Genomic DNA, 23,900 nt, shown 5'->3' with positions numbered 1-23,900 from the left:
CTCCCTCAGGCCACGGCACTGGCGGATGGTGAGCGGGCCTGGTCGTCGGCTCGCTGGAACTCGGCCAACTCCGCGTCGAGACTCTCCAGTTCGGCACCTCCAGCCATCATGTTGAGCACTTCCTCGCGACTGACGTCTTCCTTGCGGAATGTCCCCAGGCTGGTGCCACGTTTCAGAATGGTGAAGGCATCCCCCACGGGGTAGGCGTGATGGACATTGTGAGTGATGAAGATCACTGCCAGGCCATCGGCACGGGCCTTGGCGATATAGCGCAGCACCACGGATGCCTGCTTGACGCCCAGTGCCGACGTCGGCTCGTCGAGAATCAGCACCTTGGCACCGAAGTACACCGCGCGGGCGATGGCCACACACTGGCGCTCACCGCCTGAGAGAGTGCCTACCGGTTGTCCAGGGTCGCGTACGTCGATGCCGATTTTCGCCATCTCTTCCTGGGCCACCCGGTCGGCGAACTTCCAGTCGACACGACGTAGTGGTCCCCAACCTACGGTGGGCTCACGTCCCATGAAGAAGTTACGTGTGATCGACATCAGCGGAATCATGGCCAGATCCTGGAACACCGTGGCGATACCGGCATCCAGCGCATCAGAAGGGGACGTGAAATGGGCCTCCCTGCAATCGACCAGGAATTCGCCATGAGTTGGCTGGTGTACGCCAGACAGGGTCTTGATCAAGGTCGACTTGCCGGCACCGTTGTCGCCGAGCAGACACATGACTTCGCCTGAGTGGACTTTCATCGAGATATCACTGAGTGCGATGACACTGCCGAAGTGCTTGTCGACCTTGCGCATTTCGATCATGGGAGCGGGAGCGTTCATCACTTGGCCTCCAGCGCCTTGCGACGCACGTAGTTATTGAACAGCACAGCGATCAGCAACATGGCGCCGAGAAAGACCTGGAACCAGTCGGTATTGACCCCGGTGTAGAAGATGCCCATCTGCACCATGCCGAAGATCAGCGCGCCAAAGCTGGCACCAATGGCCGAGCCATAGCCTCCAGTCAGCAGTGCACCGCCAATGACCACCGCGATGATGGCCTCGAGTTCCTTGAGGATGCCGCGCACGCTATCGGCGGAGCCGGTGTCCATGACCTGCAGGGCAGCGAACACGCAGGCGGAGAAGGCAGTGAACATGAACAGCACGATCTTGACGGTATTGACCGGTACGCCGACATTGCGGGCCGCCGTCTTGTCTCCGCCGCAGGCAAAGATCCAGTTGCCGAAACGGGTGAACAGCAACACCCAGGTCGCCAGTCCAGTAAGCCCCAGCCACCAGACGATGGAAACGGGTATGCCACTGACGATCGGATTGCCTGCGAAATTGGTCCCGATCACGCCAATATTGGCCAGCCAGATGAACAGGCCTTGGCCGACTTCTCCCGTGAACAGGGCAGCGAACCAGTCATCGCCGATGACATTGTGCACTCCGCCTATCTGAGTGCGGTTGGCCAGCAGGCGCGGTACGCCGATGGCAACGCCGCGCAGAATGAACAGAAAACCCAGGGTAACGATGAAGGACGGCAGGCCGGTGCGTACCACCAGCCAGCCATTGAGCGCACCAATGGCCAGTGCACAGCTGAAGGCAAATGCCAGCGCCGCCCAGAGTGGCCAGCCGTACTGCACGGCGGGAATGGCGATCAGCATGCCGGCAAAGCCGATCATGGAGCCGATCGACAGATCGAACTCTCCGCCGATCATCAACAGGGCTGCCGCGACGGCAATGATCCCCAGTTGAGCGGATACTTCAAGAAAGTTGATCACGCCGGCCCCGGAGAACATGCCAGTGCCCGAGGCAACGAAAACAAAGAACAGAACGACCAGAATGGTGCCGGCGACAGCGCCGAATTCTGGACGGTGCAAGGCTTTCTTGAAGGGATTGATGTGTTGCAGGCGCTCGTCTGACGTGTCTTGGGAAGTTGTGCTGTTCATGGCGTGGTGCTCACTGTCCGCGGTTCTGACTGTCATTGTTGTTGTCCGGCGTCGTGGATCTCTATGCAGTGGTCGGTGTGCTGCAGCTGAGTGCAATCACGCTTTTGAAGCGCTGAATGAAATGTAGATTCCGTGTGGTATTGTTTCAAACTAAAAATTCTATACTTTGGTATAGTCGGAATTTTTATTCCCTTTGATCCATCCTTTCCAGGAACCGTGCTGCAGGCGCGGCTTTATCACTCCGTGAGCGTATCGCTCTGCTTGAAAGGCCCATCAGTCAAAGGGAAACAACATGAGACTCGCACTTATCGGGGCAGGTCGGATTGGCAAGGTCCACGCTGATTCGATCTGCGCTCATCCGCAGATCGAGTTGGCGGCTGTCGTGGATGCCTGTGCGCAGAACGCAGAGGTTTTGGCCCGTAAATACAGCAGTGTGGTGAGACGTGTCGATGACGTCTTTGCCGATGCCGAGATCGATGCCGTACTGATTGCCTCGAGCACCAGTACGCATATCGACTATCTGGAACGTGCTGCGGCCGCAGGCAAGGCCGTACTATGCGAGAAACCTATCGCGCTTGACCTGGCGGCATCCGAGCGTAGTGCCCAAACCATCGCAGATTCTGGTGTGCATTGTGCCCTGGCTTTCAATCGTCGGCATGACCCTCAGTATGGGGCCCTCAAGCAGGCCCTGGCATCCGGGCGCATCGGTAACCTGGAAGTGCTGAGCTTCACCAGCCGTGACCCGGCGCCGCCTCCTGCTGACTACCTGGCGGGCTCTGGCGGTATCTTCCGCGACATGATGATCCACGATTTCGATATGGCACGCTGGCTGTTGGATGAGCCCATCGCCACCTTGCATGCGACTGGCAGCTGTCTGGTCGATCCCGCCATTGCTGAAGTGGGGGACGTGGATACCGCAGTAGTGGTGATGACAACGGTGTCCGGCCGGTTATGCACCATCAGCGTGTCACGCCGGGCTTGCTTCGGGTACGACCAGCGCATCGAAGCCTTTGGTAGCGGGGGCATGTTGCAAGCCGAGAACGAAACCGATACGAGGCTCAAGATTATCGGCACGCAAGGGCAGCTTGAGGAGCCACCCAAATGGTTCTTCCTGGAGCGCTATGCCGAGGCCTACCGCGGTGAGCTCGATGACTTCTATCGAAGCTGGAAGGAGGGGCGCGTACCCCGTGCGACCATCGATGACGGTGTCGAAGCCCTCAGGCTGGCCGATGCTGCTCAACGCTCCCTGGAAGAAGAATGCGTCATTCGCTTTGCGTGATTCGGCTGGAAAGGACTCCGCTGACACAAAGGACCCCGTAGACAAAAAAGCCCCGCGGATATGCGGGGCAAAGAGAGACGTTCGGTGCTGGCTTCAGTTGTGTAGTGGAGTTCAGCGCTGCACGATCCACTCGTGCTCAGGGTCATTCTTGAACTTCCACTCGCGTTTGGGCCCGGCCATGACGTTGAGGTAGTACAGTTCGTAGCCGTGGGGAGTGCCGGCGGGGTGGTAACCCCGTGGTACCATCACGCAACAACCGTTTTCCACGGCCATGGTCTCGTCCAGCGAGCGGTCATCGGTATAGACGCGCTGGAAGGCGAAGCCCTGGGAAGGGTTGAGGCGGTGGTAGTAGGTTTCTTCCAGCACCGACTCTTCAGGCAGGTTATCCACATCGTGCTTGTGTGGCGGATAGCTCGACCAGTTGCCCTCCGGTGTGTAGACCTCAACCACCAGCAGGCTGTCGGCCGCTTCTGTCTCCGGCAGGATATCCTGAATATGACGGGTATTGCTGCCGCCACCACGGGTCGAGCACTTGACCTGTTCTGGCGCGATCAGTCGCGGCCCATGGTTGCCCTTGCCTGGCGCACTGCATACCGCCAGTTCTATGTCGGTCAGGGCTTCAATCGCAAAGTCCACACCATTGGGCAGGTATACCGAATAGGGCGGTATCTTCTCGAAGACATCCATGCGCTCGCCGATGTTGTCCCAGCGCTCACCGCCACCGGCGATGTTGGCGCGTCCGCTCAGCAGCACCAGGCAATGCTCCCGATCACCCGTCTCGCCGGTGAGGGTCTGTCCCTTGGCGAGCTTGTGGACACGGAAGCCGACATGCTCCCAGCCCGCGGATTCAGGGGTGACTTCGAGCACTCGGCCATCGTTGTCGGGCGCGTGGGGACGTACGAGAAGCGAGCTCATGGATATCTCCTCAAGGTGTGGTCTGGCCCGGCATCATCCCGATGCCGGGGCGCTGTCATGATTGACGGATGCATTGCGTGTGGATTCAGCGGCGCTGTCACTGCGCATGCCCAGTGCAATGGCCATGGATTGCGCCAGGCACAGAGTTGCCGTCAGTCCACGAAAGCTCTTCACCTCTGCCTCTTGAACCACCAGAGTGACATCGGCCACTCGCGCCAACGGGCTGAGGCTGGAGTCGGTGATGGCGATCAGCGGTACGCCACGTTCGTGGGCCTGGTCTGCCGCATCGCGGGTTTCCTGGGCATAGGGCGAGAAACTCACCACCAGCAGAGCATCCTTGGGACTGATGGACTTGATCTGCTCGGCATGCATGCCGCCCAGCCCGCTGACCAGATGACTGCGCTTATCGATATGGTTGAGCGCATAGTTGATGTAGCTGGCGGCCACGAAGCTGCGCCGGGTGCCCATGACATGGATCGCTTCTGCACGCTCGAGAATATCCAGAGCGGATTCCAGCAGGCGCGGATCGATGCGCCCGGGCAACTGTTCCAGCACTTCCCGGTTGGCTTCGGCGAACTCCCACAACAGTTGAGCGCCGCTGGGGGTCTCGCCCGTCGCAGTGCGTACCGCATGAATGCGCTCGGTATAGTTCGGCAGTTCTTCCACCAGGCGTGAGCGAAACAGCTTCTGCATATCGGAGAAGCCCTTGAAACCGAAGCTGTTGGCAAAACGAATCAGCGTTGAAGGCGTGACGCCTGCCTGTTCGGCCAGTTTCGCGACAGTGGCGAAGGCCACTTCCTGAGGATGATCGAGCATGAAGCGTGCGGTTTGTTGCAGCCGCCGGCTCAACCTCGGGTATTGCTCTGTGATCTGCGCTTCCAGCGCAGCAAAATCCTGCGGTAGTTGAGACACTGGCTGGGACATGGAGTACCCCTCTGTCTGCGGTCATTCCGGAGGGCGCCGGATGCTGCGGTTCCACTCATCCTGATTGATCCGGAATAAAAATTCCATTGATGCTTTAGTATAGAACGAAAATAAAACGTTTCATCCATTCCTGAGAGCATTGTGACGATTTGAGAGCATTGTGAAGGTAATTGGGCCTCTGCGTCTTGTCCTTTAGTCGATTCTGGAGCGATGTAATGCCTTGTTCGGTACAAGCATTTCTTGTTTATCATATTGATTAATAATGAAATTAATTGATTTTCTCTGACTGTCTGAAATGTCGAGAATGAAAAATTCTTTTTATTGATTGTTTGGAATGTGTGTTCTAGTCTGCGGTGCATTCACGGCACGACAGATCCGTAGTTGTCGGTAGCCACGCCGTTTCCCCAGCGTATCTCTTTACAGGACGAACACCATGGCCAGCTCTTCGCTTCGTTTTGCTCTCAATCATATGATTTACCCGCGTTTTTCCATTGAAGAGCTGATGCAGGCTGCGATTGCACTCGATATCGATGCCATCGAGCTGCGCAATGACGTGGGTGACAACAGCCTGACTAGCCTGGACCAGGCCTGCACCGTAGGTGCTCGGGCCAAGGAGCTGGGGCTGACCGTGCTCAGTCTCAATGCGCTCTATCCCTTCAATGTGTGGAATGCCGAGCGTGCAGATCAGGCGGAACGCCTGGCTGCGCTGACTGCTGCGGCCGGTGGTCAAGGGCTGGTGCTGTGTCCCTTGGTGGATAGCGATGGCAGCGGGGCCCCCACGGACATGCGCAAGGCCCTGGTGGCACTGGATGGCATTCTTGGCCGGCAGGGCCTTAAAGGTTTCGTGGAACCACTGGGCTTTCCGTTCTCCACATTGCGTTTCAAGCGCGAGGCCATTGCTGTCATTGATGAGTTGGGGCTGGGTGAGCGCTTCTCGCTGGTTCATGACACCTTCCATCATCAAGGCGCAGGAGAGACCGAACTGTATCCTCAGCGTACCGGGCTTGTGCATGTTTCCGGTATCGAAGATCCAGGGCTGGATTTCGCAGCCATGCTCGATGGTGACCGCCTGCTGGTGGGTGAGGCTGACCGCCTGGATAACGCAGGCCAGCTGATTCAATTGCTGCAAGGCGGCTATCACGGCCATGTCTCTTTCGAGCCTTTTGCCGACAGTGTACATGCGGCTGACGATCCCATTGCCGCGCTCAAGGACAGCATCGCGTTCCTGCGAGAGCACGTTGGCGCCTGATGCCAACCCGAGAAAACCGACGACGCGATATGCAATCGCCCTGATTGGCAGGACGTGCGCTTATCGACGCGCCATTCATAGAGGAGCTGCGCCATGAAAATCGCTCTCGACCCCCATATGCACCGGCACCTCTCGCTCGAGGAAACGTGCCGTCTGACAGCCGAGCTGGGCTATGAATACATCGAGCTTTCGCCTCGCCCGGATTTCCTCGCCTGGTGGACGCGGCCGCGGGTATATCCCGAGCGTGTGCGTTCCTTCAAGAAGGCAATGAAGGATCATGGCGTTGGCCTGGCCACGCTGCAGCCCATGTATCGCTGGTCCAGCCCCTACCGTGATGAGTGGGAGATGGCCATGGACAACTGGAAGCGCACCATCGAAATCGCTGTCGAGATGGAATGTGATCTGCTGGTTTCCGAGTTCGGTCGTGGCGGCTCGCCGGAGCGTTCCACTGTCGACCGGGATGGCATTCATACCCCCGAGGCCTGCGAGAATGCCTTCTGGCGTTCCATGGAGGTGCTGGTACCCATGCTGGAGCGAGAAGGGCTGACGCTGAGCATCGAACCGCACCCGGAAGACTGGATCGAAACCATGGAACCGGCGGTGGACATCATCAAGACCATCAACTCCCCGTCAGTGAAGTGCTCCTATATTGCGCCGCACTCCTTCTTCTATGGCGATGATCTTGCCGAGACCATCCGCATGACCAGGGATGTGCTGGTGCATGCGCGAGTGGCTGATACCTTTAATCACAAGGCTTCGTCGCAACTGCGTTACATCGTCAACCCGCCAGGCTCCGCGGCCCGCGTGCACCAGCACCTGGATATCGGTGAAGGCGAGATCGACTGGGATGTTTTCTTCAAGACTCTGCATGAAATCGGATTCGATGGCGTCTTTTCCAGCTGCGTATTTGCCTGGGAAGAACGTGCCGAGGACTCCTCGCGCTTCATGCGCGAGGAGATCCAGCGGTATATCGACAAGTACTGGAATAGCTGAGCCACGACACATTTTGAGGAGACTTCCATGACCGTCAATATCGGTATCATCGGCGCCGGCATGATCGGCGAGGCTCATGCGTTGCGTATCACACAAGAATTGACCGGGGCGCGGATCAGCGCTGTCGCCGACGTCGATGAGGCCAATGCCCATCATCTGGTCGAACGCCTTGGTGGCGAAGCCCATGTGTATGAAAGTGGTGAGGCGCTGATCGCAGGCACGGATGTCGATGCCATTCTGGTCACCTCCTGGGGACCGACGCATGAAGACTATGTGATTGCCGCTATCCAGGCTGGCAAGCCGGTATTCTGCGAGAAGCCGTTGGCCACTACCGCCGAAGGTTGCCAGCGCATCATCGAAGCCGAGATCGCGGCCGGACGCCGGCTTGTCCAGGTCGGCTACATGCGTCGCTTCGATACTGGCTATCGCAAGCTCAAGGCAGTGCTGGATGCCGGCAAGCTGGGTGAGGCGTTGATGATTCATGCGGCGCACCGCAATGCGGAAGTGCCGGAGCGCTACATCACTCCCATGGCCATTGAAGACACGCTGGTGCATGAGCTGGACGTGTTGCGCTGGCTACTGGACGACGACTTTGTCAGTGCCCAGGTCGTATTTCCGCGCAAGACCCGCTACGCGCATGACAAGGTGGCAGATCCGCAGATCGTACTGCTGGAAACCGCCAAGGGCGTGCGTATCGATGTAGAAGTCTTCGTCAACTGCCGCTATGGCTACGATATTCAGTGCCAACTGGTGGGTGAGGAGGGCATCGCCAGCCTGCCTCAACCCGAGAGCCTGGAATATCGCCAGGCGGGCAGGCTGTCCACCGACATTCTGCAGGACTGGAAGGATCGTTTTGCCGATGCATTCAGTGTCGAGCTGCAAGCCTTCATCGATGGCACTGCCAGTGGCGATATCCAGGGGCCTTCATCCTGGGATGGCCTTGCCGCTGCCGTAGCCAGTGATGCCTGCGTGAAGGCACAGCAGAGTGGACAGATCGAACGTATTGAATTGCCTGAACGTCCGGCGTTCTACGCATAATCGGTCGATCCTGGGAAATGACGCCCCGTCAGCCGTGCTGTTGACGGGGCGTTTTTCTATCCATCCAGTGCTGCCTGGAGGGGCATGGATAGCCCCGTTTGCATGTGGTCATCGGCATGCGACCAAAGAAGTAATGAATCATGCATTCCGAAGATTGAACGAATGGAATAAAGATTCTAGTATGATCTAAAGATGAAATGATTGGACTGAATCTTCCAACACAAGCCAGGAAACGGCGATTTGTGCGATGAGCATATGTGCATAAAAGCGTGTGAATAAAAGCTTGTGCATAAAAAGAGCGCCCAATGGACATCCGGTTGATCGCAGGGCGTATCTCCCAGAACGTATGTTCCAAGAGCGTGTCGCCAGAACCACAAATCAGCGTTTCCTCACAGCCAGGGTGCTCGCATGAATACCAACAAACCACTGGATCTGATCTGTCTGGGCCGAGCTGCCGTCGATCTCTATGGCGAGCAGGTCGGCAGCCGCCTCGAGGACATGTCCAGTTTCAACAAGTACCTCGGTGGCTCTTCGGCGAACATCGCCTATGGCACCGCACGCATGGGGCTCAAGTCGGCCATGCTGACTCGGGTCGGCGACGAACACATGGGTCGTTTCGTGCGTGAAGAGCTGGCACGGGTCGGCGTCGATGTCAGCCAGGTGCATACCGACAAGGAGCGCCTGACAGGTCTGGTCATTCTGGGCATCAAGGACCAGGACACCTTTCCGTTGATCTTCTACCGCCATGACTGTGCGGACATGGCGATCAGTGCCGAGGATATCGACCCGGATTTCATCGCTTCGAGCAAGGCGCTGTTGATCACAGGCACTCATTTTTCGACGCCAGGCACGTATCAGGCCAGCAAGACGGCAATCGAATACGCCAAGGCGGCGGGGACCAAGGTCATTCTCGATATCGACTACCGCCCGGTGCTTTGGGGGCTGACTTCCCTGGGGGATGGCGAAACTCGTTTCATTTCCGACGACGGTGTCAGTCGTCACCTGCAGACCATTCTGCCGGATCTGGACCTGGTGGTCGGTACGGAAGAAGAAGTGCACATCGCTGGTGGCAGCACGGACACCATCACGGCACTCAAGCATATTCGTGAGCTGACCGATGCCACCATCGTGCTCAAGCTGGGTGCCCAGGGCTGCACCGTTCTCGACGCTGAGATTCCTGATAGCGAGGATGACTTCGAATTGCATACCGGTGTGCGTGTCGAAGTGCTCAATGTGCTGGGTGCCGGCGATGCCTTCATGAGTGGCTTCCTGCGCGGTTGGCTGAACGAGCGCACGCATGCCGAGAGCTGCGCATACGCCAATGCCTGCGGTGCGCTGGTGGTGTCCCGCCACGGTTGTGCACCCGCCATTCCCAGTGCTGAGGAACTCGACGATTACCTGGCTCGGGCTGAGAGCATTCCGCGTCCGGACCTGGATGTGCGCCTCAATCACTTGCACCGGGTGACGACCCAGCGGAGCAATGTCGAATGGAATGACTTGTGCATCCTGGCCTTCGATCATCGCAAGCAGTTGTTCGATATTGCCCGCGAGGCAGGTGCATCGCCTGAGCAGATCAGGCCGCTCAAGCGCTTGCTGGTCAGGGCGACGGAGGAAGGCGCCAGGCAGATTGGTGACAGCCAGGTCGGGGTGCTGATCGATGATACCTATGGCCAGGCGGCACTCAATGATGTCACTGGGCGTGGATGGTGGATCGGACGCCCCGTGGAGCTGCCCAGTTCGCGTCCCATCGAGCTGGAAGGCGGGCGCAATATCGGTGCGCGCCTGGCGACCTGGCCGCGGGAACATATCGTCAAGTGCCTGGTGTTCTATCACCCGGAAGACCAGGTCAGCCTGCGCCGTACCCAGGAGCGCCAGGTCATGGAACTGTACGACGCCTGTCTGCAGACCGGCCATGAGTTGTTGCTGGAAATCATTCCCCCCAAGGACCTGAACAGCAACGACGACACTTTCCTCAATGCCATGCAGCGGTTCTACAACCTGGGCGTCTACCCGGACTGGTGGAAGCTGCCGCCCCAGACACCGGCTGCCTGGCGACGTATCTCCGAGCTGCTGGCCGTACGTGCTCCCCATTGCCGGGGCGTGGTGATGCTGGGCCTGGATGCGCCCATCGAAACGCTCAGCAAGGGGTTCATGGACAGCGCGGGTGTCGATGTCTGCAAAGGCTTCGCCGTAGGCCGCAGCATCTTCGCCGAGCCAAGCCGCAAGTGGTTGGCCGGTGACTACGATGATCAGCAATTGATCGATGCCGTGGTCGAGAACTATCTGCAGTTGGTGGCGAGCTGGAAGGCGCGCCAGAACGCTGCCAAGGGCGCATGAGAGAAATGATGTGAGGAATCAGGTTATGAGCACCATTCGACTGACCATGGCACAGGCCGTCATTCGTTACATGCAGGCTCAGAAGGTCGAGATCGCCGGAGAGATCAAGCCGCTGTTCCCGGGCGTATGGGCGATCTTTGGGCATGGCAATGTGGCGGGCATCGGTGAGGCGCTGTATCAGGCCCGAGAGACCCTGCCGACATATCGCGCCCATAATGAACAGGCCATGGCGCATGCCGCCATTGCCTACACCAAGACGCTCAATCGGCGTCAGATCATGGCGTGCACTGCCTCGGCAGGGCCGGGCTCGGTCAACATGGTCACTGCGGCGGCCGTGGCCCATGTCAATCGCCTGCCGTTGTTGCTGTTGCCGGGCGACACCTTCGCCACGCGCAAGCCTGACCCCGTGTTGCAGCAGGTGGAGAATTTCCACGACCACACACTGACCTCCAACGACTGCTTCAAGCCGGTGAGTCGTTTCTTTGACCGCATCACCCGCCCAGAGCAGTTGTTGACTTCATTGCCTCAGGCCATGCGTGTGCTGACGGACCCGGTGGAGTGTGGCCCGGTGACCCTGGCGTTGCCCCAGGATATCCAGACCGAGGCTTACGACTACCCCGAGCATTTCTTTGCCGAAAAGGTTCATCGCCTGCGCCGTCAGGCTGCCGATCGGGACGAGCTGGCCGATGCCATTGCCTTGATTCGCCAGGCCAAACGTCCATTGGTGGTCGCCGGTGGCGGGGTACATTACGCCGAGGCGCTGCAGGAACTGGATGCCTTTGCCAGCGCCTATCGCCTGCCGGTCACCGAGACCCAGGCAGGCAAGGGCGCGCTGCCCTGGGACCATGCCCACAACGTTGGCACCCTGGGTGTCACCGGCAGCACTTCTGCCAACGCTCTGGCCGCCGAAACCGACCTGGTCATTGCCATAGGCACTCGCCTTGGTGACTTCGCCTCCGGCTCCCGGACGCTGATGCACCCGCAGGCGAAGATTGTGTGCCTCAATGTGGCCTCGTTCGATGCGGTCAAGCATCGCGGCCAGCCGCTGGTAGGCGATGCCAGGCTGACCTTGCCGGAGCTGACGGCCGGGCTCGATGGCTGGCAGCCGGAAGCTGCATGGGTCGAACTCGCTGCAAACCTGCGTGACGAGTGGAATGCCACCGTGGATCGGGTCACTGCTGATCGGGGGACCGACCTGCCCTGTGATGCCGAGGTGGTAGGGGCGGTCAACCGTGCCGCCGGCGAGCGCGACATTGTGGTGTGCGCTGCCGGCGGCCTGCCTGGCGAGCTGCAGAAGCTGTGGCGGACCCGCTTTCATCGTGGCTATCACATGGAATACGGCTATTCCTGCATGGGCTATGAGCTGGCCGGCGGCCTGGGGACCAAGATGGCCATGCCGGATTCCGAAGTGTTCGTCATGGTCGGTGACGGCTCCTATCTGATGATGAACTCGGAAATCGCCACTTCGGTGATGCTGGGCTACAAGATCATCGCAGTCGTGCTGGATAACCGAGGCTATGGCTGCATTCATCGCCTGCAGCAGTTCTGTGGCGGGCCTGGCTTCAACAACCGGCTTGAAGACTGCCTCAGTGTTGAGGCGGGAGCGCCCAAGACCGACTTTGCCGCCCATGCTGCGGCGCTTGGTGCACGCTCCGAGCAGGTCGCCAATATCCAGGAGCTGGAGCAAGCGCTGGAGCGGGCCAAGGTTTCCGATATCAGCTATGTCATCGCCATCGACACCGACGGACTCAATGACACCCAGGAGGGTGGCGCCTGGTGGGATGTCGCGGTGCCTGAAGTTTCGCCCCGCGAGGAAGTGCGCCAGGCCCGTGAGCGGTATGAGTCGTACAAGGCGCGTCAGGCGAAGAACCTCTGAACTAGATCGATAAATATTTATTTCTTCAGGAGCATGCCATGAGCGTACGACTGGGCATCAATCCACTGACCTGGACCAACGATGATCTGCCTTCCCTGGGGGGAGATACTCCTCTGGAAGTGTGCTTGAGTGAAGGGCACGAGGCTGGCTTTGCAGGTTTCGAGCTGGGACACAAGTTCCCTCGTGATCCCGCAGTACTGGGCCCGATTCTGGATAACCACGATCTTTCCCTGGTGTCCGGCTGGTACAGCGCTGAGTTGCTGACGCGTACGGCCGAGGAGGAAATCGCCAACCTGACGCCGCACCTGGAGCTGCTCAAAGCGCTGGGCGCCAAGGTCATGGTGTTCTGTGAGGTGACGGACTGTGTGCATGGTCAGATGGATACGCCGATGTCCCATCGCCCAACCCTCAGCGACGCGCAGTGGGCTCTGTTGGCTGAGCGTCTCAATCAGGTCGCTGAACACTGCCAGGCTCAAGGCGTGCAGATTGCCTATCACCACCATTTGGGCACCGTCATCGAGTCCGAAGCCGATGTGGACCGGCTGATGGCCGAGACAGGACCGGCGCTGGGTCTGCTGCTGGATTCCGGACATATGGTCGGCGCCGGTGGTGACCCGCTTGCCGTGCTCGAGCGCCACTCGGCCCGCATCAACCACGTGCATTGCAAGGACATTCGTGCCGAAGTCCTTGCCGATGTACGCAACCGCAACCGCAGCTTCGTGCAAGGCGTGCTCGACGGCATGTTCACCGTGCCGGGAGATGGCTTCATCGATTACACCCGGTTGCTCAAGGGACTGGTCAAGGTCGGTTATGAAGGTTGGCTGGTGGTCGAGGCCGAGCAGGATCCTTCCGTGGCCCACCCTCTGACCTACGCCCGTATGGGATGCGACAACCTCAAGCGTTTCTGCGCCGAGGCAGGCCTGACCATCAATGGATGATGGAGCACAGGCGCTTTTTGGACACAAGCACCTGTCAGGCTGAGCCTGGACCCATTCAGCAACAGATTTCGAAGAGTAGCCATACATGACCACAGTAGAGAATTTCATCAACGGCCAGGTCGCCGCCAGCAACAGTGGGCGCACGGCTCCCGTGTACAACCCGGCGAGCGGTGAAGTGAGCAGGCAGGTGGTGCTTTCCAGTGCCGATGAAACCCGTGAAGCCATTCGCATTGCCGACGAAGCCTTTGCCGGCTGGTCACGGGTCACCCCGCTACGCCGCGCGCGCATCCTGTTCAAGTTCAAGGCCCTGGTCGAAGAGCATGCCGATGAGCTGGCCCGACTGATTTCCTCCGAGCATGGCAAGGTCTTTTCCGATGCCAAGGGCGAGCTGACACGTGGGCTGGAAGTGGTCGAGTTTGCCTGTGGCATTCCGCATCTGCAGAAGGGCGAGCACTCGCTGAATGTGGGCACTGGTGTGGACAGCTTCTCGCTGATGCAGCCCTTGGGCGTCTGCGCGGGTATTTCGCCGTTCAATTTCCCGGCCATGGTGCCGATGTGGATGTTCCCGGTTGCGCTGGCCTGCGGTAATACCTTCGTCATGAAGCCTTCCGAGAAGGATCCGTCGACGCCGTTGCGTCTGGCCGAACTACTCAAGGAAGCCGGCCTGCCGGATGGCGTCTTCAACGTGGTCAATGGCGACAAGGAAAGCGTGGATGTGCTACTCACCGATGAGCGTGTCCAGGCGGTCAGCTTTGTCGGCTCCACGCCCATCGCCCAGTACATCTATGCCACTGCCTCGGCCCATGGCAAGCGTGTCCAGGCGCTGGGGGGTGCCAAGAACCACATGGTCGTGATGCCGGATGCGGATATGGACCAGGCGGTCGATGCGCTGATGGGAGCCGCCTATGGCTCTGCCGGCGAGCGCTGCATGGCCATTTCCGTGGCTGTGCCGGTGGGCGAGGAGACAGCCGAGCGCCTGCGAGCCAAGCTGGTCGAGCGTCTGTCCACGCTGCGCGTGGGGCCCGGCATAGTCGACGGCCAGGAAAACGACATGGGCCCGCTGGTCACTCGTGAGCACCTGGAGAAAGTGGTCGGCTATATCCAGACCGGGATTGATGAAGGTGCCGAGCTGGTCGTTGATGGCCGGGAGAGTGTCATCGAGGGAGCCGGTGATGGTTTCTTTGTCGGAGGCACCCTGTTCGACCACGTCAAGCCGGGCATGCGTATCCATAGCGAAGAGATCTTTGGTCCGGTGCTGGCCATTTCCCGCGTAGACACGCTGGAAGCCGCCGTGGCCATGGTCAATGCCCATGAATACGGCAACGGCACCGCCATCTTCACCCGCGATGGCAATGCTGCCCGCCAGTACTGCGAGCGCATCCAGGTGGGCATGGTCGGGGTCAACGTACCCATCCCCGTACCTATGGCGTTCCATAGCTTCGGCGGCTGGAAACGCTCCCTGTTTGGCCCGCTGCATATGCATGGCCCGGATGGAGTGCGTTTCTACACCCGCATGAAGACCATTACCCAGCGTTGGCCAAGCGATGTACGTGACGGCGGCAACCAGTTCACTATGCCGACTCACTAAGGCTGGTAGCAGGTAGATGACGGCAGTACCGGGCCAGGATGCCCGGTGCTGCCGTCGTTGTTTTGCATATGCTGCCTGGGCAAGGCAGAGCAGCGATATTGCAATGGAATAAATGTTCTATATATACCAAAGTATAGAATAATATATTTGATTTAGTTAAGTTGTGGAATGTATGTTCTAGTCAGCGGTGTGGGTAACAGCTATCTACGGTCATTTCCCTGAATTGGCGTATCTGAAAGTAGTGGTGCCCGGGTCGCAGTCCAGAGGCATGGCTGTTCTGTGCCGACATTCAAGAATAAGTGGACAATGGCTATGAATGCACAATCGGCAGAGGCGGTCGCTTCCGTGGAGACGGACGACAGCGCCCAGAGTGAAGAGCTCGAGTATCAGCGTATTCCCCCCAGCCGGCAGTTGAGCGGCAAGTACTTCCTTGGTTCCTATTCCGGTGAACATGTTGCCGGCACCGAGTTTGTCATCGGTGCGGCCCTGGTTTCGCTGGGGGTTTCCACCAGTGACCTGATCTGGGGGCTTATCCTCGGTAATTTCATGGCGGTACTGTCCTGGGCACTGATCTGCGCTCCGGTAGCGACCCGCGCCCGCATGACCGTGTACTGGTATCTGGCACGCCTTGCAGGCAAGAAGGTTTCCCTGATCTATAACCTGATCAATGGCCTGTTCTACGCGGTGATTGCGGGTGCCATGATCACGGTCTCGGCCTCGGCCTTCCGTGTGCTGACCGACATTCCTCCGCAAACGGGGCTTTACCCCACCAGCATTAGCTTTGTGGTATTGGCATTGTTCGTGGGCGCCTTTACCGTATGGTTGACCCTCAAGGGCTTCAAGCGCATCGCCAACTTTTCAACGGTCTGTGCGCCGTGGATGGCGATCATGTTCCTGGTCAGCGGTATTCTGTCGGTACCCATCGTTACCCACCTCGGTGCTGAGCAAGGCATGACCGGGCTCGGTGCTGTGCTTGATGGTCTGGTCTGGACAGGATCGACTCCTGATGGTGAGCCAGGCATCAATATGTGGGTGATTGCCGCCTGGGCATGGGGAATCAACCTGCCAATGCATCTGGGCATGAGTGACATGAGCATCCTGCGCTTTGCACGCAAGAGCTCCTATGGCTTCTTCTCTGCTGCAGGCATGTACATCGGCCACTTCATGGCCTGGGTCTGTGCCGGTATCCTTGGTGCCACTTCCGCCATGTTACTCAAGGAGAGCCTGGTGGACCTTGATCCCGGTGCGATTGCCTTCCGACTGTTGGGGGGCATGGGCTTGATCGCGGTGGTGATAGCGGGTTGGACGACCTCGATTCCCAGCCTGTATCGCTCTGGTCTGGCTTTCCAATCAGTCTTTCATCGTCACAAACCCTATGCCGTCAACGTGGCTGTGGGCGTCGTTACCACCATGCTTGCCTGTTTTCCCTTTGCTTTCAGTTCATTGCTGAACGTGTTGTCTTGGTTCGTGATTGCCATGGCTCCGGTTGGCGCCATCATCGCGGCTGAGCACTTTGCCTTGCCCAGGGCGGGGATCCGTCCGTTGTGGCGCGAGCATCAAGGGGAGACCGACAACAAGCCTGCCATTCAGACTTGGGTTGTTGGTGCAATCCTTGGCGCGTTGCTTATTGCCATTCCGCAGGTCCATCTATTCACCGTGTTCATCCCCGTATGGGGTATCAGTTTCTTTCTCTATCCGTTGCTGTGTCGCAGGTCTGTTGCCAGGGTTGAGGCTGATATTGATCACTATGCAGAAGCCTATGGCCCGGTAGATCCCCCGGAACTGCCCGGGGAAACACCACAGCCACATCCTCCGGTTAATCGCCGTGACCCTCTCTACTGGACTGCATTTGCCTGCCTGCTGGTCATGGTCCTGGCCAGTTTCTGGGCATGGCTGGGAGAGTCAGCTGCTGCACTGCAGTATGTAGAAACTTACAAATGGCTGTTGGTGCCCTTGACACTGCTTTATTTCGTTACGGCAACCATCTGGATTCAGCGCCGTCGCGAAGTCAGTAAATAGCCTCTGTCACTACAGATCATGAGTCGCGAGAGCGTCCATCGGGGCCCACGCGACTCATGACTTGAACTCTATTCTCAAGGAGCTGAAACCATGACACTTTCTATCGGCGTTATTGGTACTGGTGCCATCGGCAAGGAGCATATGCACCGACTTGCCGTCACCCTCAAGGGTGCCAGAGTGGTGGCCGCGAGTGATGTTTCGATAGAACAAGCCGAGACAGCGATTCGCGATGTTGGTATCGAGGCTCGTGCTTACGCATCCGGCGAGGAAGTGATCCAGGCGGAGGATGTCGATGCTGTGGTTGTGACCTCCTGGGGGCCGACCCATGAGCAGTTCGTATTGGCGGCAATTACCGCGGGCAAGCCCGTGTTCTGTGAGAAGCCGCTGGCGACCACGGCGGAAGGGTGCATGCGTATTGTCGAGGCGGAAGTCGCTGCAGGGCGACCACTGGTACAGGTCGGCTTCATGCGTAGGTTCGATGCCGCTTATCGTCAGCTCAAGGCATTGCTGGATTCGGATGGCATTGGACGGCCGCTATTAGCCAAGTGCGCGCACCGTAATGCTCAAGCCAATTTTTCTGGTGACATGGGCTTGATCGATTCCTGCGTGCATGAGTTCGATGTCATGCGCTGGTTGCTGGATGATGACTATGTCAGCGCTCAGGTGATCCAACCGGTGGCTTCGAGCCTGGTGTCGGGAGACCTGCAGGACCCTTCATTGGTCATTCTGCGTACGCGCAAGGGACGAGTCATCACGATCGAGAGCTTCCTCAATTGCCAGTACGGATACGATATTCGCTGCGAAGTGGTTGGTGAGCGTGGTGTCGCTGACCTTCCACAGCCCACCAGTGTTCCCGTCCGACGCAATGCCCAAGCGAGTGAGCCGGTGATGACACACTGGAAGGATCGATTTATCGACGCCTTCAATGTCGAGTTCCAGGAATGGATCGATGCTACGGCACAGGGCAAGCGTCAAGGGCCTACCGCATGGGATGGGCTAGTCGCTGCAGTTACCAGCGATGCCTGTGTCAAAGCCAGGCATTCCGGCCAGATAGAACCTATCAAGCTTCCCGAACGTCCCGCCTTTTACAACAACTGATATTCGAACTACGAGGTTGATCGTGAAACTGTCCATCTGTACCGATGTTATGGGAGATATCTCCTTCACTGCCATGCTCGACAAGTGTGTCGAGCTTGGCGTTGAAGGTATCGAGATGACTGGCGGGGGCTGGTCTTCGGCGCCACATTTTCGCGCCGACAAACTATTGGCCGACAAGAGCCTGTTGAACACTAGGCTCAAGGAAATTGAGGCTCGGGGCCTCGAAATCGCAGCACTCAACTGTTCCGGCAACCCTTTGGATCCTGGTGCCCTTGGTGAACGTCATCGCAAGGAGATTGAGCAGACCATTCGCCTGGCCGGTGAGATCGGCGTGAAGAAAGTCGTGACCATGTCCGGCTTGCCTGCCGCAGCGACGGGGGATAGTGTGCCGAACTGGCTGGTCTACACCAAGAGCTGGCCCGATGAGATGCCGGAACGAGATCGCTATCAGTGGGAGGATTGCGCGTTCCCCTATTGGCATGAGCTCGTCAAGCTCGCCGACGAGGTAGGTGTCGAGAAATTCGCACTGGAAAACTTTTCGGCGATGCTGGTGTGGAACCCTGAAACCCTGTTCCGGCTGCGCGATGAAGTGGGGACGAAGGTCGGCATGAATCTTGACCCGTCCCATCTGTTCTGGAAAGGGGCATGTCCGATCGCTGGAGCTCGAGCGTTAGGGGAGGCAATCCATCATTGCCACGGTAAGGACACGCGTATTGAACGCGGTCTGGCCGAGGTCAATGGTCTGCTGGAGCTCAAGGGAGTCGATGACATTGCCAACCGAGCATGGAACTACGTTGCCGTCGGGGCCGGGCATGACCTGCAGTGGTGGAAGGAGTTCTTCTCTGTTGTACGCATGGTCGGTTACAACGACTGGGTCAGCCTTGAGATGGAAGACTTCACCATGTCCACTGAGGCAGGCATCCAATCCTCCATCAATGCTTTGCAGCAGACCATCAGCCGTTGAGATATCTCACTTTCCCAGCAAGGCGTGACAAGGTGTCCAAGGTGTTTTGACGACATCTCTGACCAGGGCTTCGGCAATGATTCAGCGTCGCAGAGAGGTGCGGGCCGCAGACGAGTAGCCTGAGTCTGAAAGTCAGGCCACCGGAACGTTGATTACCAAAACGTTGAATCACCAAAACAACGCAATGCATGAGATGGCGCTGCTTCGGGAAAAAGAGCAGCGCCATTTTTGTCGCTGCCCCGTATTCCTTGCCACTGTCGGATTGGAGAGCGCTTCGGCTAGCATGCGCCGGTGCGGTGGCCTATGCTGGCTGCGCTGGATACTGGAGCCCTGATGGGGGCCAAGACAATAACGACTGAAATAATGGAGATAGCATGCTGCAACTTCCACGCCTGAAGGCAGTCGCGGGCGCTCTGCTGGGGGCCGCTGCATTGACCATATCCCTGAATGCTCAGGCTGATACGCGCTTGACCTACAAATCCGCATCCGCGGGAACGGCCTATTACCAGATGGGCGTGGAACTGGCGGAATCCATAAAGCAAGGTACCGATGGCGCCATGACCCTGACACTGGAAGAGAGCCAGGGGTCGGTGCAGAACGTCATGGAAGTCATGGCGCGCCCGGGCAATTATGTCTTCACTGCACCGCCTGGGCTGGTAAGCAAGGCCAGAGAGTCCAGCGGCCCATTCGAGAAGCGCCAGAGCCCGCGCTTCCAGGATATCCGTGCCCTGTTCCCGATCCCATCGCTGACCATGCATTTCGTCGTATCTGGCGAGCAGGATGTGGTGTCGCTGGAGGACCTGGCGGGCAAGCACCTGCTGATTGGCCAGGGGTCTTTTGGTGCTCGCGAGGCGGCCCGCTATCTGGACCTGTTCGGGCTGACGGACAAGGTGGATGTCGATAATGCGGATGTCGGCAGTGCGCCTGATGCGCTGAAGAATGGCCAGATCGATGCCTATGCAACGGCCAGTTCCTTCCCTGCACCCAATGTCATCGAAACTGCCGCCAGCCATGCTGTCGGACTGGTGTCGTTCTCTGAATCGCAGGTGGAGCAGACCGGGGCCACACCGCAGGTGATTCCTGCCGGCACTTATGCGGGTATCGATCAGGATGTACTGACCACGTCGCTGCCGGTGGTGGCTTATGCCACGACGGCAATGGACGATGATACTGCCTACACCCTGACCAGGACCTTCTGGGAGCGGCGCGAGGCAATGGCCAAGACATCTCCGTGGTGGGGCGGCATCCGTCCACAGATGCTGGCCAACCTGGAAGGCAAGCTGCATCCGGGCGCGTTGCGCTACTACGATGAGGCCGGTATCGAGGTGCCCGAAGCGCTGCGCTGAGGGCAATACTTTCCTGAAGAGGCTGCTGACAAAGGTCACGAGCGATGGCCAGGCAAGGCGAAATCCACCGAGAAAGCGCAGTTTACAAGACGTAAATGAGCACTTTGAGATCGATTGACTCGCTTCGCTCGCCCTTCGGGCCAGCCTTCGGCTGTTGTCTCTGCTTCGCTCCGGCTCAACGCTGCATGGTCGAGTGCAGTAGTTTGTCAGCGGTCTCTGACTCTGTTGTGACTGTTCATGCGTACTTCTCAATCTGAAGCGGCGCCTGTGGAAACCTCCACTGGCGCCACCCCTACGCACTGGCCATGGGTGTTGCTTGGCAGTGTCTCGGTCCTTTTTCATCTTGGCCTGATCTTCTATGGCCTGACACCGGCACTGGTCAGCCGGCCACTGCACATGGCATTGATTGTGCCCTGGGTATTGGTGTTTACGGCCCGCACCCGTGGCCAGCGTATCAGTGGCCTGGTGCTCAGCGTACTGGCGGTTGCCGCCTGCGCATGGATTGCCCTTAACCAGCAGGCGCTGGCCGATCAGTATGGCTTCATCGATACCCCATGGCAGATGGCGATGGGCGCCTTGCTGATCGTGGTGGTACTGGAAGCCGCCCGCCGGGCGATTGGCTGGCCACTGCCACTGGTCACGCTCGTGGCCCTGGCCTATGGTGCATTCGGTCAGTACATCCCTGGAGAGTTCGGCCACCCGGGGCTGCCGATGGCCAGCTTCGTGGGTTCGCTGACCATTGCGGAAAGTGGGCTGTGGGGAGAACTCACGGCGGTCAGCGTTGGTGTCGTGGCAATCTTTGTCATCTTCGGCGCTGTATTGAATGCGGGGGAAGCGGGCAAGGGCTTCATGAATCTGGCAGGCGCCGTGGCCGGACGCCTGACCGGTGGCGGGGCCAAGGTCTCGGTGATCTCATCGGCCTTGATGGGTTCGATTTCCGGTTCGGCATCGGCCAATGTCGCCTCGACCGGGGCGATTACCATTCCTTCGATGGCCCGGCTGGGGTATCCGCGTTCATTGGCGGCTGCGGTGGAAGCGGTCGCTTCGTCGGGTGGCCAGATCATGCCGCCTTTGATGGGGGCGGGGGCCTTTGTCATGGTGGAACTGACCGGGACACCCTATACCTCCATCATGGCCGCTGCCTTGCTGCCGGCAGGGTTGTACTTTGCCGCGGTATGGCTGGGCATCAATGCCTTTGCCACGCGCCATGACCTGCGCCCGGTGGCGGCCGAGGACCGCCCGGCAGGGCGCGATGTCGCGATGACGGCGCTATTCTTCGCGCTGCCTTTTGCGGTGTTGCTGGAACGTATCTTTCATGCGGGCAACACGCCTCAGTACGCCGCCAGCGTCGCCATCTTCGTCGGCGTTGCCCTGTTGTTCCTGAATGCCAGGCTGGAGGTATCCGGGAGAGCATTCCTTGCGCGCCTGTCCGAAGCGGTTGTCATTGCTGGCCGCCAGATTGCCACCATCGGTTCCATCATCCTGTGTGCCTCGCTGGTGATCGGGGTGCTGGCCATCACCGGCCTGGGCGTCAAGGTGACGTCCGGCATTCTGGGGCTATCGGGTGGGGAGCTATGGCCGGCACTGCTGCTGACTGCGCTGGCCTGCCTGATCCTCGGCATGGAAGTGCCTACCACTGCGGCCTATGTCATCTGTGTGTCTGTTGCGGGGCCTGCCTTGACCGAGCTGGGCCTGCCGTTATTGACGGCGCACCTGTTCGTGTTCTGGTTCGCGCTGCTGTCGACCATCACACCTCCGGTATGTGGTGCCGTCTTCATTGCGGCAGGCATGGCCGATGAGAACTGGCTCAAGGTGGCGGCCAAGGCGATGGCATTGGGGGTGGGGCTTTATGTGATTCCATTGGCCATGGTCGCCCATCCCGCACTGCTGGCGCTGGGTGATGATCCGCTGCGTGCGGTAGCGACCAGCTTGGCTGTGCTGGTTGGCCTTGGTGCGTTGTCCTATGGCCTGATCGGACGCTTCCATCCCATGCTTCGAGCCTTGCTGGTCCTGGTGGGTGCGGGAGTCATCGCCGCACCGTATTGAAATGTTCCTGCAGGGCAGGGTTGTCATGCAGGGACAGACAGGAAAGCGGTCGACTGGCGTACAGCACCCAAGTATCCAGTGCCGCGCCCAGACGACGCAGGCAGGTCAGTTCATCGGCGAAGCGTTCTACCGCGTCTTCGGCCACAATCGCGGCATCGGCCTGGCCCGCGCGTAAACGCTCCAGGGCCTCCACCGTGGTGGAGGCATCGATTTCCTGCCACTGGCTCAGGTCAGTGTAAAAGCGAGTGGCGGGCTGGCGCAGAACGCTAGTGGGCTGCTCGACATCACGCCGGACGGCGAGGGCCAGCGGGCGACTGGCAGCAATGAAGGTGTCGACGGGAAAGACCCGGTGCATGAAGTGGCCGACACAATCACCATGGCTGAAATGAGCACTGACCTGCAGCAGGTAGTCGTAGTGACCCTTCTCCAGATCAGCGAATGCCTGGGGGAAGTCATCGATCAGGGTGACCTCGCTATCTTGAAGCCCACGCTGTACCAGATAGCGTGACAAGACAAAGGCATGATTGCTGTCGGCAGGGCCGAGGGTGGCGATACGTATCATGGTCATCTGCCGTCTCTATCCTGAGCCTGCTGCTGGAGCTGGCGCCGCCAGCGGCTTTCGATGCTATCCAGCTCTGCTGGGCCGTACAGTGCCTGGCCCTGCCCGCTGTAGTGCGCCCACAGTTGATCGCCGAAGTCGAAATGCCACCATTCGCTGGGCAGGTTGGTAAAGCCCTGAGCTGTCATGGCGTGATACAGCAGGCGTCGGTTGTCGCGTGCTGCACGTTCGTCATCGTTGAGCTCGGTGCGGTGTTCGAAAGCAGCAGTGTGCGAGGTAGGAAGGGCGGCATCGAAGAGCGTTCCCATGGGCAGTGGCAGGCCATCTGCATCACACAGCGTCACGTCTACTGCGCCTCCTGTCAGGTGAGGACTGGGGGCGTCCGCGGACTGGCTGGGTAGTGCGACGAATTCGCGGGTGTGCTCGAGCAGTTCAGCGTCACTGATGGCTGGGTGTATCTCGCGGATGGCTTCCGACAGGGCTTCGAACAAGTACTCCTGCACGCGCCATGGACGCCAGCCATCCAGTACCAGCAATGTCAGTCCGGCAGGTAGAGCGCGCGCCACCGCCAGCAAGCGCCGATAGACCCCTTCACGTAGATGGCATTCATTGATCGCACCAGGAATGCCCATGCGAGCATAGGCTGGGTATACTTTCAGCGGTGCAGGGGCCAGACTCACGGGAACCAGCGGTTCATCGCTCCCTGTGATGGGAATGTTGCCGAGTGCCGCCCAATCAGGTTCGGCTGATCGAGGTATAGGTTGGTCGCAGGAGATGTTGTTCAAT

The 23,900-nt window shown here is 59.0% G+C and carries 19 protein-coding genes; 13 read left to right on the top strand and 6 right to left on the bottom strand.

Annotated elements, in window-relative coordinates; all coding sequences use genetic code 11:
* Nucleotides 1-5: 5 nt before the first annotated feature.
* Together E4T21_RS19490 and E4T21_RS19485 are read right to left on the bottom strand one after the other, a co-directional pair.
* On the bottom strand, nt 6-836 hold the full coding sequence (locus E4T21_RS19490; protein WP_187775047.1) for an ATP-binding cassette domain-containing protein: 831 nt from the start codon (nt 834-836) through the stop codon (nt 6-8).
* Nucleotides 836-1,945 carry an ABC transporter permease gene (locus tag E4T21_RS19485; RefSeq protein ID WP_149287334.1) on the bottom strand — a complete coding sequence of 370 codons (1,110 nt, stop codon included), beginning with the start codon at nt 1,943-1,945 and terminating at the stop codon, nt 836-838. Before E4T21_RS19485 ends, E4T21_RS19490 begins: the two co-directional genes overlap by 1 nt.
* Before the next feature lie 292 nt (nt 1,946-2,237).
* Between E4T21_RS19485 and iolG the strand changes: the two genes are divergently transcribed.
* Nucleotides 2,238-3,224: an inositol 2-dehydrogenase gene (gene iolG, locus E4T21_RS19480; protein WP_149286611.1), complete on the top strand. Its 987-nt coding sequence runs from the start codon at nt 2,238-2,240 to the stop codon at nt 3,222-3,224.
* Nucleotides 3,225-3,335: 111 nt separating this feature from the next.
* Here iolG and iolB read toward each other — a convergent pair whose 3' ends face one another.
* Together iolB and E4T21_RS19470 are read right to left on the bottom strand one after the other, a co-directional pair.
* Nucleotides 3,336-4,139 (bottom strand): 5-deoxy-glucuronate isomerase, encoded by an 804-nt coding sequence (gene iolB, locus E4T21_RS19475; protein WP_149286610.1) that lies wholly within the window; start codon nt 4,137-4,139, stop codon nt 3,336-3,338.
* A gap of 33 nt (nt 4,140-4,172) precedes the next feature.
* Nucleotides 4,173-5,063, bottom strand: coding sequence for a MurR/RpiR family transcriptional regulator (locus E4T21_RS19470; protein ID WP_149286609.1), 891 nt, complete (start codon nt 5,061-5,063; stop codon nt 4,173-4,175).
* A gap of 433 nt (nt 5,064-5,496) precedes the next feature.
* On the opposite strand from E4T21_RS19470, the gene E4T21_RS19465 reads away from it, so the two are divergent.
* The 12 genes from E4T21_RS19465 (at nt 5,497) to E4T21_RS19410 (ending at nt 22,555) form a co-directional block, all read left to right on the top strand.
* Nucleotides 5,497-6,312: a TIM barrel protein gene (locus E4T21_RS19465; RefSeq protein ID WP_149286608.1), complete on the top strand. Its 816-nt coding sequence runs from the start codon at nt 5,497-5,499 to the stop codon at nt 6,310-6,312.
* Between the two features lie 93 nt (nt 6,313-6,405).
* Nucleotides 6,406-7,305, top strand: a complete 900-nt coding sequence (locus E4T21_RS19460; RefSeq protein ID WP_149286607.1) for a sugar phosphate isomerase/epimerase family protein — start codon at nt 6,406-6,408, stop codon at nt 7,303-7,305.
* 27 nt (nt 7,306-7,332) lie between these two features.
* On the top strand, nt 7,333-8,343 hold the full coding sequence (locus E4T21_RS19455; protein ID WP_149286606.1) for a Gfo/Idh/MocA family oxidoreductase: 1,011 nt from the start codon (nt 7,333-7,335) through the stop codon (nt 8,341-8,343).
* 408 nt (nt 8,344-8,751) lie between these two features.
* Nucleotides 8,752-10,680, top strand: a complete 1,929-nt coding sequence (locus E4T21_RS19450) for a bifunctional 5-dehydro-2-deoxygluconokinase/5-dehydro-2-deoxyphosphogluconate aldolase (RefSeq protein ID WP_149286605.1) — start codon at nt 8,752-8,754, stop codon at nt 10,678-10,680.
* 25 nt (nt 10,681-10,705) lie between these two features.
* On the top strand, nt 10,706-12,556 hold the full coding sequence (gene iolD / locus E4T21_RS19445; protein ID WP_149286604.1) for a 3D-(3,5/4)-trihydroxycyclohexane-1,2-dione acylhydrolase (decyclizing): 1,851 nt from the start codon (nt 10,706-10,708) through the stop codon (nt 12,554-12,556).
* A gap of 38 nt (nt 12,557-12,594) precedes the next feature.
* Nucleotides 12,595-13,494, top strand: a complete 900-nt coding sequence (iolE, locus tag E4T21_RS19440) for a myo-inosose-2 dehydratase (protein ID WP_149286603.1) — start codon at nt 12,595-12,597, stop codon at nt 13,492-13,494.
* A gap of 85 nt (nt 13,495-13,579) precedes the next feature.
* Entirely contained in the window at nt 13,580-15,082 is a 1,503-nt protein-coding gene (locus tag E4T21_RS19435) for a CoA-acylating methylmalonate-semialdehyde dehydrogenase (protein ID WP_149286602.1), read from the top strand.
* Between the two features lie 312 nt (nt 15,083-15,394).
* Nucleotides 15,395-17,101 carry a purine-cytosine permease family protein gene (locus E4T21_RS19430; protein WP_240349226.1) on the top strand — a complete coding sequence of 569 codons (1,707 nt, stop codon included), beginning with the start codon at nt 15,395-15,397 and terminating at the stop codon, nt 17,099-17,101.
* Between the two features lie 90 nt (nt 17,102-17,191).
* Nucleotides 17,192-18,199: a Gfo/Idh/MocA family oxidoreductase gene (locus E4T21_RS19425; protein WP_149286600.1), complete on the top strand. Its 1,008-nt coding sequence runs from the start codon at nt 17,192-17,194 to the stop codon at nt 18,197-18,199.
* 22 nt (nt 18,200-18,221) lie between these two features.
* Nucleotides 18,222-19,163, top strand: a complete 942-nt coding sequence (locus E4T21_RS19420; protein ID WP_149286599.1) for a sugar phosphate isomerase/epimerase family protein — start codon at nt 18,222-18,224, stop codon at nt 19,161-19,163.
* A 374-nt stretch (nt 19,164-19,537) separates the two neighbouring features.
* A complete protein-coding gene (locus tag E4T21_RS19415; RefSeq protein WP_149286598.1) occupies nt 19,538-20,509 on the top strand; it encodes a TAXI family TRAP transporter solute-binding subunit in 972 nt (323 codons plus the stop codon).
* 237 nt (nt 20,510-20,746) lie between these two features.
* Complete coding sequence (locus E4T21_RS19410) at nt 20,747-22,555, top strand: TRAP transporter permease (RefSeq protein WP_149286597.1); 1,809 nt, start codon at nt 20,747-20,749, stop codon at nt 22,553-22,555.
* On the opposite strand, the gene E4T21_RS19405 is transcribed toward E4T21_RS19410, so the two are convergent.
* On the bottom strand, nt 22,536-23,123 hold the full coding sequence (locus E4T21_RS19405; protein ID WP_240349225.1) for a hypothetical protein: 588 nt from the start codon (nt 23,121-23,123) through the stop codon (nt 22,536-22,538). The genes E4T21_RS19410 and E4T21_RS19405 overlap by 20 nt on opposite strands.
* Entirely contained in the window at nt 23,120-23,794 is a 675-nt protein-coding gene (locus E4T21_RS19400) for a M15 family metallopeptidase (protein WP_240349224.1), read from the bottom strand. The genes E4T21_RS19405 and E4T21_RS19400 overlap by 4 nt, the downstream gene beginning before the upstream one ends.
* Between the last annotated feature and the right edge of the window lie 106 nt (nt 23,795-23,900).

Origin of the sequence: Halomonas binhaiensis (genome assembly GCF_008329985.2) — a bacterium.
Taxonomy (GTDB): Bacteria; Pseudomonadota; Gammaproteobacteria; order Pseudomonadales; family Halomonadaceae; genus Halomonas; species Halomonas binhaiensis.
This window is presented reverse-complemented; position numbering and strand designations above follow the sequence as displayed.